The organism is Metabacillus hrfriensis (assembly GCF_030127205.1).
Taxonomy (GTDB): Bacteria; Bacillota; Bacilli; order Bacillales; family Bacillaceae; genus Bacillus_P; species Bacillus_P dongyingensis.
The window spans coordinates 2,063,288-2,075,678 of the sequence record NZ_CP126116.1 but is presented as its reverse complement, the minus strand read 5'-3'; the positions used below and the strand labels follow the sequence as shown (position 1 = coordinate 2,075,678).

Annotated in this window: 10 protein-coding genes; 1 reads left to right on the top strand and 9 read right to left on the bottom strand. The window is 40.9% G+C overall.

The window, feature by feature from the left end:
• Positions 1-3 precede the first annotated feature (3 nt).
• The 8 genes from QLQ22_RS10320 to cyoE all read right to left on the bottom strand — a co-directional run bounded on the left by QLQ22_RS10320 (position 4) and on the right by cyoE (position 7,280).
• Positions 4-513 (bottom strand): GNAT family N-acetyltransferase, encoded by a 510-nt coding sequence (locus QLQ22_RS10320; RefSeq protein ID WP_223442008.1) that lies wholly within the window; start codon positions 511-513, stop codon positions 4-6.
• 133 nt (positions 514-646) lie between these two features.
• Positions 647-1,108, bottom strand: coding sequence for a DUF420 domain-containing protein (locus QLQ22_RS10315; protein ID WP_223442007.1), 462 nt, complete (start codon positions 1,106-1,108; stop codon positions 647-649).
• A 59-nt stretch (positions 1,109-1,167) separates the two neighbouring features.
• Positions 1,168-2,073, bottom strand: coding sequence for a cytochrome c oxidase assembly factor CtaG (gene ctaG / locus QLQ22_RS10310; protein WP_423246238.1), 906 nt, complete (start codon positions 2,071-2,073; stop codon positions 1,168-1,170).
• A 234-nt stretch (positions 2,074-2,307) separates the two neighbouring features.
• Positions 2,308-2,640 carry a cytochrome c oxidase subunit IVB gene (ctaF, locus tag QLQ22_RS10305; protein ID WP_223442002.1) on the bottom strand — a complete coding sequence of 111 codons (333 nt, stop codon included), beginning with the start codon at positions 2,638-2,640 and terminating at the stop codon, positions 2,308-2,310.
• A gap of 4 nt (positions 2,641-2,644) precedes the next feature.
• Positions 2,645-3,268 (bottom strand): cytochrome c oxidase subunit III, encoded by a 624-nt coding sequence (ctaE, locus tag QLQ22_RS10300; RefSeq protein ID WP_223442001.1) that lies wholly within the window; start codon positions 3,266-3,268, stop codon positions 2,645-2,647.
• Positions 3,268-5,139 (bottom strand): cytochrome c oxidase subunit I, encoded by a 1,872-nt coding sequence (gene ctaD, locus QLQ22_RS10295; RefSeq protein WP_223441999.1) that lies wholly within the window; start codon positions 5,137-5,139, stop codon positions 3,268-3,270. The genes ctaE and ctaD overlap by 1 nt, the downstream gene beginning before the upstream one ends.
• Positions 5,140-5,172: 33 nt before the next feature.
• The gene (gene coxB / locus QLQ22_RS10290) at positions 5,173-6,252 is read right to left on the bottom strand and encodes a cytochrome c oxidase subunit II (protein WP_223441997.1); all 1,080 of its coding nucleotides are present in this window, start codon (positions 6,250-6,252) and stop codon (positions 5,173-5,175) included.
• A gap of 98 nt (positions 6,253-6,350) precedes the next feature.
• The gene (cyoE, locus tag QLQ22_RS10285; protein WP_223441995.1) at positions 6,351-7,280 is read right to left on the bottom strand and encodes a heme o synthase; all 930 of its coding nucleotides are present in this window, start codon (positions 7,278-7,280) and stop codon (positions 6,351-6,353) included.
• A gap of 515 nt (positions 7,281-7,795) precedes the next feature.
• Between cyoE and QLQ22_RS10280 the strand changes: the two genes are divergently transcribed.
• On the top strand, positions 7,796-8,710 hold the full coding sequence (locus tag QLQ22_RS10280; protein ID WP_284016578.1) for a COX15/CtaA family protein: 915 nt from the start codon (positions 7,796-7,798) through the stop codon (positions 8,708-8,710).
• 203 nt (positions 8,711-8,913) lie between these two features.
• On the opposite strand, the gene pyc is transcribed toward QLQ22_RS10280, so the two are convergent.
• The gene (gene pyc / locus QLQ22_RS10275) at positions 8,914-12,357 is read right to left on the bottom strand and encodes a pyruvate carboxylase (protein ID WP_284016577.1); all 3,444 of its coding nucleotides are present in this window, start codon (positions 12,355-12,357) and stop codon (positions 8,914-8,916) included.
• Positions 12,358-12,391: the final 34 nt, after the last annotated feature.

The following is a 12,391-nucleotide window of genomic DNA, read 5'->3' as shown; positions in this document are numbered from 1 at the left end:
CAGCTATGCTTTCTTTTTAAGTTCCCAAGATAAAAATACGTCCTCTTTTTTGGTGCAGATCATGCCAAGCTTCTCAAATAGGCGGATAGATTTTTTATTATGATCGATGCATTCCATGCTGATTTGTTTGACTGATTTTTCACTTGTCAGCCATTCAATAACTGCATCAATCGCTTCATATGTTAAACTCTCCTCATCATCGACCTCGTGGATGTTGTAGCATAGTTCCACACAGCCATGCTCATCCGGCATGCCTTGAATAAATAAGTCGCCTACAATTCTCTTTTCATGATATAAAATAATGAGCCAAAGTCCCCAGCCATATTCTTTTTCATTTCTCTCAAGTCTTTCAATATAGAGCGGGAGCATTCCTTTGACCGCAATTGAAGGCCAAGTAACAGGTATTCCAATGGGGGAACGGCTTTCCAGTTCTTTTCGGTGAAAGACTAAAGATTTTGCAATATCCAAAGAACAGGGGATAATGAGCAGCCGATCTGTTACAATCTCAATCATTTTACAGTCACTCCCTTCATAAACCGTCTGATACTTTCATTTTATGGCCATTCTGTGCGTCCTATACTAAAAGAAAAAAAGAAACAAAAAAGATGTTATAGAATGATAAATTCCATAACATCTTATGCCATCTTTAAAAACCTAAAATCGCTTTGAAGACAGAAGTCGTCTCTCCGCCTTTATACTGAATATAAAGCAGATAATAGACAGCCACCCCGGTAATCGCGGTGAAAAACCAGATCACGCTCGTAACAGGACCTGATTTTCTGTGCTGAGAAAGTTTGTTTTTATAACCTGATATCAAGGTGATAATACCAAGGACTGCACCTACTGTAGCAAGAGTAATATGAAAAATCAGAAAAACTGTATAATAGATTTTAATATGATCGGGTCCGCCAAACGCTGTGTTCCCTACAAAGACCGTTCTTGAGGCATACACGACAAAGAAGATAACCGCAAAAACAGCTGCGGTAAGCATTGCCTTCTGATGTGCCTCTATTTTGCGCTGCTTGATCAAATACCAGCCAACAGCAACAGAAACAGCACTTAAAACAATAAAGGCTGTACTTATAGTAGGTAAAATAGGTACATTCATTTTTGCAGCTCCTAAAAATAAAAAATTATAGATTGATAAGCAGAAAATTTGAACGGAAATTACTTAATCGGCTGCGGAGTAAATCTCTTTCTTTCTTCAAGATCATCGCTCTCTCTCTCCTGACGGGCCCATTTAAAGAAAATAATTCCGAGCAGGCTTCCATAAACAAACTCCTGGATAATTTTCATCATGATGCCTCCAAGCTGCTGATCTTCAACAAGTGGCAGTGTATTGAACATTTCCGGTCCTGTTAAATTCAAACCTGACAGCATACTTGCCGGCACACAAAGTTCAAGGGCGCTGACCCATGCACTTGGATCCGAATACGTAGAATAAAGAGAAGTATCAGCAAATATGATAAGGGCACAAGCAGGTGTCAACAGCATGCCATTGGCGAATATGTATCCGATTTTCTTAATTCCGCCAAGTTCTCTCCATTCAGGCAGTTCATTTAACAATGGCCACCACATCAGCATCGCAGCAATAAAAATAAAAATCGTTACTGACGCATGGATGACATGATCTGTCTTCACAACATCAAAGACAAGCGGAATATGATAGATTGAGAAAACACCGTTAAAAACAATTAAAGCGATCAGCGGCTTTGACAGAAATGAAACGATTTGCTTGACGCCCCGTCTGTAAATTATTGCTCTCCACATCCAGACAGGAATGCCATAGATCATCAGAGGAGGAATCAGCAAATATAAAAGGGCCATTTGTGTCATATGTGCACTGAACATTATATGTCCCATAAGATCCAGCGGACTGCCTTTTACAGCATATAAAAGGATCATGCTGCCTGCAAAAAGCGCTTTCTGTTTGAACGGGACAGGCTGGCTATCATGAAATCGATTTCGAAGAGGTCCGATTAATAGAAAATAAACGCCAAGAATGACCGCAACAAACAGGAAAAAATATGGGCTCCACATTGCTCTAAAACCAAAGATTTCTAAATTTAACAATGAGTTCATCTCCTATTTCTGCTATAACTCCTGCAAACTATTATACACCTTCAATGAAGCGCTATCAATGAACGTTCTATGACATTAGAAGAGGTGAAGACATTGATTGAAGCACAAGGACGGAAGAGGCATGCCCCTTCCAAAAATATATGTTCTTAAATCTATTCACCGCTTATATTTTCACTTTTTAACATACAAAAAACGGCTGAGAATAAACTCAGCCGTTTTTCCATATTACCACCAAATAATTGTCACGAATGTAAGAACTGTCAGAAATGCTACACCGATTCCTGAGTAAAGGAAAAGCGCAGGCACTTCATGGCCTTTATGGCTCATATGCATAAAGTAATAAAGCTGGAAAATAACCTGGATAATAGCAAGCAAAAGAATAAACGGAATTTTAAACCATTCTGCAATGCCATCATAGCCAATTGCTACAAATGCAATGACTGTAAGGAAAATCATTAATGCAAATGTAACAACTTGATATTTCATATCTTCTTTATTTTTCTTGCGGCGATATGCAAGATCAACTTTTGGGTTACCTGAATTTTGATTAGCTGCCATCAGTTTATCCCACCATTCCCATTAAGTATACAACTGTAAAGATGAACACCCATACAACGTCGATAAAATGCCAGTATAAACTTGCAACGTAATATTTAGGCGCGTTGTATAAATTCAATCCTCTTTTTGCATTGCGCACCATCAAAGTAGTGATCCAAAGTAAACCAAATGCAACGTGGGCGCCATGTGTTCCGACCAGCGTGTAAAAAGCGGATCCAAGAGCACTGCTTGTAATAGTAAATTCAAAATGATGAATATAATGATTGAATTCATAAATCTCAAGAGCCAGGAATCCTGCTCCTAATAGAACAGTAATTCCCATCCAAAGCTGCATTTTTTTGAAATCAAAGTTCTTCATGTGGTACATGGCGTAAACACTTGTCAGAGAACTTGTCAAAAGAAGCATAGTAGCTGCAAAAACAAGCGGAAGTTCAAACATTTCCTGTGTCGTTGCACCGCCGTTGTTTGAATCTCTTAAAGCTAAGAATGTTGCAAAAAGAGAAGCGAACAGGACGGTCTCTCCTCCAAGGAAAAGCCAGAAGCCTAAAAATTTATTTTTGCCTTCAAGGGTAGCCTTTTCAGGTGAGGCAGGGAACGTTTCAGCTGTTAATTTTTCCTCAACATGCATTATGCCTTAACCCCCTTATCGTTATCATCATTCATTAAATCTTCTTTGTGAATATGATAACCGTGATCATCAATGATTGAACGAAGGAACATACATCCAAGTGTAATTAGGAGTCCGATGATAATAACCGGATCAGCCCATGCATAATCTGAATGATACAATAATCCAAATGCTGCAACAAACAATCCAAATGACATAATCAGCGGCAGGATGGAACCGTTAGGCATGTGAATGTCTCCAAGCGGTTCGGCAGGAGTCATTCCTTTGTTTCCTTCCATTCTTTCAACCCACAAAGCGTCAAGACCGCGAACAAGCGGTGTTTGTTTAAAATTATATTCAGGTGCAGGTGATGAAACAGCCCATTCCAGGTTGCGTCCATCTCCCCATGCATCCCCTGCTGCTTTTTCTCCTTTTATAGAAGAAATCACGATATTGTACAGCAATACGATTGTTCCGGCAGCCATCAAGAATGCCCCAGCCGTACTGATCAGATTCCCCGTTTCAAGACCCTGTCCAGGAAGGAATGTGAAAATGCGTCGCGGCATACCCATCAATCCAAGGAAATGCTGGATAAAGAACGTTAAATGGAAGCCTGTAAAGAATAATACGAAAGTAACAACACCCAGTTTTTCACCAAGCATTCTGCCGAACATTTTCGGCCACCAGTAGTGCAGGCCTGCGAATAATCCCATAACCACTCCGCCTACGATAACATAGTGGAAATGTGCAACTACGAAATAGGTGTCATGATACTGATAATCTGTAGGTGCAGCTGCAAGCATGATTCCTGTCACTCCGCCCATAACGAACGTAGGAATGAAGGCAACAGACCAGATCATTGGAACTGTAAAGCGAATGCTTCCGCCCCACATTGTAAACATCCAGTTGAAAATTTTAATCCCTGTCGGAACGGCAATGGCCATTGTTGCTACTGCGAAAATAGCATTTGCGATTGGTCCAAGACCAGTTGTGAACATGTGATGCGCCCACACCATGAACCCTAAGAAACCGATTAATACTGTAGCAAATACCATTGATGAATATCCAAATAATCGCTTCTTCGAGAAATGAGGCAGAACATCCGAGAAAATTCCGAAAGCCGGAAGAATTAAGATGTAAACCTCAGGATGTCCGAAAATCCAGAATAAATGCTCCCAGATAATTGAATTTCCTCCAAGCGCCGGATCAAAGAATCCAGTGCCGAATATACGGTCAAACATCATAATTGCTAAACCAACTGTAAGCGGCGGAAAAGCAAATAGGATAAGTGCTGAAGCTACAAATGTAGTCCACGTGAACAACGGCATACGCATGTAAGTCATGCCAGGCGCACGCATGTTAATAATTGTTGCGAGGAAGTTAATACCCGCAATCAATGTACCAAATCCTGATATCTGAAGTCCCAGCAAATAGAAATCTACTCCATGTCCAGGTGAGTTCAGTGCAAGTGAAGCATAATTCGTCCAGCCTGCATCAGGCGCTCCATTTAAAAACCAGCTTAGGTTCAGGAATAGTCCTCCAAAGAAAAACAGCCAGAAACCCAATGAGTTCAAAAATGGAAATGCAACGTCACGCGCTCCGATCTGAATCGGTACGACGGCATTCATAAAACCAAATATGAGCGGCATGGCTGCCAGGAAAATCATGGTCGTGCCATGCATAGTTAAGATCTCGTTGTAAAGGCCTGCTGCGATAAAATCGTTATTTGGCACAGCGAGCTGAATTCTGATAAGCATCGCTTCTAATCCACCTACGAGGAAGAAGAAGCCGCCGGAAATCAGGTAAAGGATGGCGATTTTTTTATGATCTACTGTTGTTAAGTAGTCCCATAGCACAGCGCCGAACCCCTTTTTCTGAGTTAACGTACTCACAGTGTTACCTCCCTTTTATTCTGCTGAGACATCTTACTTCGTTTCGACTTTTAAGCCGCTTAAGTATTCAGTAAGTGCATCAAGTTCCTCATCGTTAAGTTCAGGATACGTTTTTGTCATCTTGTTTCCTGGCTTGTACTGTTCAGGATCTTTCAGCCAGTTTCTGATATTTTCTTCATTATGAGGCAGAATGCCCGCTACTCTGGTACGCTCTCCAAAGTTAGCCAAGTTAGGTGCTGTTCTTGCTTCTTCTGGACGCTTATCAGCAGGTGTCACAGCATGACAGCCGATACAGCTTTTCTCCTGGAACAATTTCTCACCCTGTTTAGCTAAATCAGAATCTGCTACCGCTTTAGCGTTTTTCATTTCTTCAATCCATTGATCAAACTCTTCGCGGGATTTTGTTTTTACTTTAAAATCCATTAAAGCATGTGAAGGGCCACAAAGCTCAGCACATTTCCCGTAAAAATATTCTCCGGCTTTTTCTGCACGTTTGCTGTCAAAATTAAGCCAGAACTTATTTATATTTTCAGTGTTTGTATCCATCTTGCCGCCTGCTGACGGAATCCAGAATGAATGCTTCACATCAGAAGCAATCAGATTAAAGTAAACCCTTTCATCTGATGGAACAACTAAATCCTGGCTTGTGATTACCCCAGCATCAGGATATTCGAATTCCCACCAGTAAAGATTTGCTCTGACATTAATAACAACTGCATCTTCAGGTTTGCGGTCCTTCTTTTCCATTGGTTTCACATCTGCAAGTTCAAATGTTGCAGATACAACTGGAACCGCTAACACAAGTAGTAAAAGAATAGGAATAACAGTCCAAATGATTTCAAGTTTATGACTTCCCTCTACTTGCTCAGGAATTTTATTTTCCTCACCTTTGCGCTGTCTGAATTTCAGAACTACATAAATGAAGATCACAGTTACGACTGCGATTACAATGACCATGATGAGTGTACTCAGCACCATTAATGAGTACTGCATATCCGCAACTTCACCAGCTGGTTGAAGAGCGGAAAGATATGGTTCACCACAGCCGGCTAAGACAAGTGTCAACATTGCAAAAATGGCAACGAGACGCAATTTTGTCAGCCTCTTTTCCATAGCTAAATCAAACCCCTCTTTCAGTAAATTAATTCCCGCAGTTTCACAGGAATCGATAATTCCTTCTATGTAAATTCCTAAAAGAAAGAATTTCTAACCTAGTTGATCGTGAAAAGTACCATCGCCACAAAAAGGATCGTTAAGTAATTCAGTGAATAAATAAACATCCACTTTGCCCATTTCAGATCATCCTTCATCTTCATGCCTGATAAAGCAAGCACAAGCCACCCTATGTTCAGTGCAGTTGCAAGAATAATAAAAGGAACCCCGAGCTGAAATAAGTAAAACGGCAAAGGCAGGAGACAGATCACCCAAACCATCATTTGCCTTTTTGTAATGGCAAAACCATGAACGACCGGCAGCATAGGAATGCCTGCAGCACGGTATTCTTCCACCCTTTTCATTGCAAGTGCAAGAAAATGCGGAGGCTGCCATATGAACATAATCATAAACAATACCCAAGCAAGCACACTCAGGTCAGCATCGATAGCAGCCCAGCCGATAAGCGGCGGAACCGCACCTGATACACTGCCTACAACAGTGTTCAGTGTATAGTGGCGTTTAGTCCACATTGTATATAAAAAGACGTATGTAATTACGCCGATCAACCCGATTAACGTGGCTGTTACAGTTGTCATCAGCAAAAGAATAAAGCCGAACGTAAGCAATAAAATACCAATCCACAAAGCCTGAATTGGGTTCATTTTTCCTGTAACTGTCGGTCTCATTTTTGTTCTTTCCATGATATGATCAATATCACGGTCGTAAAAGTTATTGATGGCACATGAACCAGCAATAATTAAAGCTGAACCCAGTAAAACAAATAAAACACTGTCTATATTCTGCAGGAAGCTTTGACCTGTAAAATGCAAGGCAAGCCACAGTCCCGTGAAGGTAGTAATCATATTTGAATTGACAATTCCCATTTTAATAAGACTTAAGAAGTCATTCAGAGCTGTCGTTTCATGGATTTCTTCCGGGCGGTGTCCGCTAAGGTGTGTTTCTGATAAGGTCCTTGAATCAGGCACGTGTTATAGACCCCCTTTTCAATTCTGTTTCTAATAGAAAGAATCGGCTGTATGATGGAAACTTCCTATATCATACTAAATAAAACAATATTTACAAAATGCTTCCTTCTTGATATTAAACCATAATCAGCAAATGTTTTGTGAACAAATTATGAAGAAGTTATGTCGAAATTGTGAAGCAGATGAGCTGCACAGGTTAATTAATTGAAAAGCAGTCCATTCACTGATACTCTAAAAAATGATGGCATAACTTTTTGACCACGATAACATTCTATCATAACTATTAGGAATTTTTTATAGATTATGGAATCTTTTGCGAAAAAAACATTGGTGAAAGAATCCCCCATATAATTCCTTATTAATGTGCCTGTTTTCCTACTATAATAAACAGAGATGATATCAGTCATGTTTTTTGTTGCCTGATCGGCTGAGGCTGCCGCTTTTAAATCAAGCGCTAACGCTCGATTTTTGTCGATTTAGATAAACTCATTATTACGAATAAGAAGGTGAACATCTTGCAGCGAGCATTAAAGGGTTTAGGCGTGCTCACATCTATCGTTATGCTTCTTGTACTCCTGGGAGGAGCTTTAGTTACAAAAACAGAATCCGGAGCAGGATGCGGCGATTCCTGGCCGTTATGCCATGGCGAACTGATTCCATCAGAGATTACCCCTGAGCTTGTCATTGAGCTCAGTCACCGGGTTGTAAGCGGACTTGCGGGCATTCTTGTCCTTCTATTGGCGGTTTCTTCATGGATATTGATTGGATATAAACGCGAGACAAAATTTCTTTCGTCTTTATCATTCTTTTTCCTGATTCTGCAGGCATTAATTGGTGCAGCCGCAGTTAAGTGGGGACAGTCTGATGCCGTTCTTGCCCTGCATTTCGGCATATCGCTTATATCATTTGCATCTGTGCTGCTTCTTACATTGCTTATTTTTGAAGTAGATAAAAAGTTTGATGCGGAATCCCTGATAATTGATAAAAGAATGAAGTTTCATATGATCGGCATTATATCCTACTGCTATATTGTTGTGTATACCGGCGCATTTGTAAGGCATAAAGAAGCAAGTCTTGCATGCCCGAATTGGCCAATGTGCAGCAACAGGCCATATGGACTTCCGGCCACTCTGCATGAGTGGATTCAGATGGGCCACAGATTTGCTGCCGCATTAATCTTTATCTGGGTTGCAATAGCTGCCTACAAAGCTTTTAAATACTATAAACATCAAAAAGTCGTTTATTATGGCTGGATGATTGCTTTTGTCCTAATTACCATGCAAGTAATGTCAGGGGCTCTAGTAGTGCTGACCGGTTTAAATTTGGCTGTCGCACTGGCCCATGCTTTAATAATCTCCTGTCTTTTCGGGGTTCTCAGCTATTTCATCCTGCTTATAAGCAGAAATAAAATAAACCGTCAGCTCAATTGAATAAGAATAAAAAAGTAATCTAAAAAGAGGGACGCCATGTGCGCCCCTCTTTTTACATATCCTTAAACATTTCAATGGCTTCTTTCTTTGCTCGCTGTGTCCGACTGCAGCCTATGGATAGTCCTCTCCAATTCTGTCACCAGACGGATTGGCCATGGATGTTAGCCACAGAGTCAAAAAAAAACAGCCCGGAGGCTGTCTTTTTAATGGGTTAATTCAATTAATAAATCTCCAGTTTGAATCGCTTCACCGTTCGATACATGAATATTCTTAATTGTTCCTGAGAATGGCGCCTGTACGGTCGTTTCCATTTTCATCGCTTCAGTCAGGAGCAAATGATCGCCCTTATTGACTTTTTCGCCCTTTTCAGCCAAAACCTTAATGACTGTTCCAGGCATTGTCGCCCCAATATGCTCTTTATTGCCTTTATCAGCTTTCATTTTCGCTGTGATCGTAGCTTTAATGTTTTCATCGCGGATAATGACCTCGCGAGGCTGACCGTTTAGTTCAAAGTAGACAACACGTGTTCCATCAGGCTGTGGCTCCCCAATTGAAACAAGCTTTACAATTAATGTTTTTCCCTGCTCAATTTCAACTTCAATTTCTTCGCCAAGTCTCATTCCATATAAGAAGGTCGGCGTATCGAGAACTGAAATATCTCCAAATTGTTCAAATGTCTTTGCGTAGTCCATGAACACTTTTGGGTAAAGAGCATGCGCTATTGCATCAAAACTTGTAACTTGTCTATTTAAACTTTGGAAAAGTTCTTCTTTCAATGCTTTAAAATTGACTGGCTCCAATAATTCACCAGGTCGGACCGAAATAGGCTCACGGCCTTTTAAAATAATGCGCTGAAGTTCTTTTGGAAAACCTCCGTGAGGCTGTCCGAGGTATCCCTCAAATAATTCAACAACGGAATCAGGGAAATCAAGCGTTTCTCCCCGCTCATAAATATCGTCTTCTATCAAATTATTTTGGACCATAAAGAGGGCCATGTCGCCGACTACTTTCGAAGAAGGCGTTACTTTGACTAAATCTCCGAACATATCGTTTACGCGGCGATACATTTCTTTGACTTCGTTCCAGCGATCATCAAGTCCGACAGCTTTTGCCTGCTGCTGAAGATTGCTGTATTGTCCTCCCGGCATTTCATGCATGTATACTTCTGAATGAGGGGAATTCATTCCGCTCTCAAAATCCTGATAGTAATGACGCACGCCTTCCCAATATTGAGACAGCTCTTCTAATGCTTCAATATCTGCTTTTGGCCGATGGTCCATTCCTTGAAGAGCATGGTAGAGAGAATTGGCGCTCGGCTGTGAAGTTAAACCTGACATTGAGCTTACAGCTACATCCACCACATCTACTCCGGCTTCAATGGCTTTTGCATAAGTGAAAATACCATTTCCGCTCGTATCATGTGTGTGCAGGTGAATCGGAATCGAAATGGTTTCCTTTAAAGCAGAAATTAAGTCATAAGCAGCCTGCGGCTTAAGCAATCCTGCCATATCTTTAATTCCCAATATATGAGAACCTGATTCTTCGAGTTCTTTAGCCAGATTTTTATAGTATTCAAGATCATACTTTCTACGGGACGGATCTAAAATATCTCCGGTATAGCAGATCGCAGCCTCAGCAATTTTATTTGATTTTCTGACCGCTTCGATCGCAGGCCGCATTCCTTCAACCCAATTCAAGCTGTCAAAAATACGGAATACATCTATTCCTGCATAGGAGGACTTCTCCACAAATTCTTCAATGACATTATCCGGATAATTTTTATAGCCTACTGCGTTAGATGCACGAAGCAGCATTTGCAGGAGAATATTCGGAACTTGTTTTCTGACCGTGAGAAGCCTGTCCCAAGGATCTTCTTTTAAGAAACGGTATGCGACATCAAATGTTGCTCCGCCCCACATTTCAAGCGAAAATAAATTAGGCAGAAGTCTCGCCGTAGGTTCCGCAATATGTTTGATGTCATTTGTTCTTAAGCGTGTTGCAAGCAGCGATTGGTGCGCGTCACGGAACGTTGTATCTGTTAATAGCACTTCATTTTGCTCTTTCAGCCATTTTACAAGACCTTCCGGACCCTGCTCGTCAAGAATCTGCTTTGTTCCGCTTGGTATTGGCTCTGTAATCTTTACTTTAGGAATGTAAAGTTTATCAAAGACCGGCTTCTTTTTCTTTTCAATGCCCGGGAAGCCATTAACTGTTACATTTCCAATGTAGGAAAGCATTTTCGTTCCGCGGTCTTTTTTCTTTGAAAATACGAATAGCTCTGGAGATGAATCAATAAAAGATGTATCGTATTCACCTGACATGAATTTCTCATGTTTGATGACATTTTCTAAAAATGGAATGTTGGTTTTAATTCCTCTGATTCTGAATTCCCTTAGGTTTCTGATCATTTTTGCAGCAGCTTGTTCAAATGTCAGTGCCTGAGTCGAAAGCTTAACAAGCAATGAATCATAATGCGGAGTGATAACAGCTCCCTGGAAACCGTTCCCTGCATCAAGCCTTACTCCAAAGCCTCCGCCTGAGCGATAAGCCATGATTTTCCCAGTATCCGGCATAAAATTATTCAGCGGATCTTCTGTTGTAACCCTTGATTGAATCGCATAGCCAGTTACTCTGATTTGATCTTGTGCCGGAATGCCAATTTTTTCTCCGTGAAGCGGATAGCCTTCTGCGACCATAATTTGAGTCTGTACAATATCAATTCCTGTGACCATTTCGGTAATCGTATGTTCTACTTGAACACGCGGGTTGACTTCAATGAAGTAATACTCTCCATTTGCAACTAAAAATTCTACGGTTCCTGCGTTAACATATTTAACTTTGTTCATCAGTTTAACGGCAGCATCACAAATGTCTTGTCTTAATTTTTCATCAACAGAAACGCTTGGAGCAACTTCAACCACTTTTTGATGACGTCTTTGCACGGAACAATCACGTTCAAACAAATGAATGATATTGCCGTGTTCATCACCAATAATTTGCACTTCAATGTGCTTAGGGTTTTCAATTAGCTTCTCAACGTAAACTTCATCGTTGCCAAATGCAGCCTTCGCTTCAGATTTTGCACGTTCATAGGATTCTTTAACAGCTGCTGCGCTGCGCACAATTCTCATGCCGCGTCCGCCGCCGCCCAGTGAAGCTTTAATAATGAAAGGATAGCCATTTTCACGGCCAAACTCTACAACATCCTCTAAGCTTTGAACAGGTCCGCTGCTGCCCGGAATGACCGGAATATTTGCGAGCTCCGCCTGCTTTCTTGCTTTAACTTTGTCCCCAAACATATCGAGATGCTTGGATTTTGGGCCAATGAAGATGATTCCCTCTTCCTCGCATCTTCTTGCAAAATGAATATTTTCAGATAAAAATCCATAGCCAGGATGGATGGCATCCACATGATTGGCTTTGGCAATCTCAATAATGCCGTCAATATCCAAATAAGCATCGATCGGTTTTTTACCTTCGCCAACTATGTATGCTTCGTCTGCTTTGTAACGGTGAAACGATCCTGAATCTTCTTTAGAATAGATAGCTACTGTCCGGATATTAAGCTCCGTGCACGCACGGAATACACGGATGGCAATTTCACCGCGGTTTGCAACAAGTATTTTCTGAATATTTTTCTGCGACATAGGAATCCTCCTTAAGCTTCATCACTTGCATTAC

Excerpts from the sequence above, each read along its gene's own strand:
- QLQ22_RS10320 (WP_223442008.1), bottom strand. The coding sequence starts at position 513 with ATGATTGAGATTGTAACAGATCGGCTGCTCATTATCCCCTGTTCTTTG.
- pyc (WP_284016577.1), bottom strand. The coding sequence starts at position 12,357 with ATGTCGCAGAAAAATATTCAGAAAATACTTGTTGCAAACCGCGGTGAA.
- ctaE (WP_223442001.1), bottom strand. The coding sequence starts at position 3,268 with ATGCATGTTGAGGAAAAATTAACAGCTGAAACGTTCCCTGCCTCACCT.
- ctaF (WP_223442002.1), bottom strand. The coding sequence starts at position 2,640 with ATGGCAGCTAATCAAAATTCAGGTAACCCAAAAGTTGATCTTGCATAT.
- QLQ22_RS10315 (WP_223442007.1), bottom strand. The coding sequence starts at position 1,108 with ATGAATGTACCTATTTTACCTACTATAAGTACAGCCTTTATTGTTTTA.
- coxB (WP_223441997.1), bottom strand. The coding sequence starts at position 6,252 with ATGGAAAAGAGGCTGACAAAATTGCGTCTCGTTGCCATTTTTGCAATG.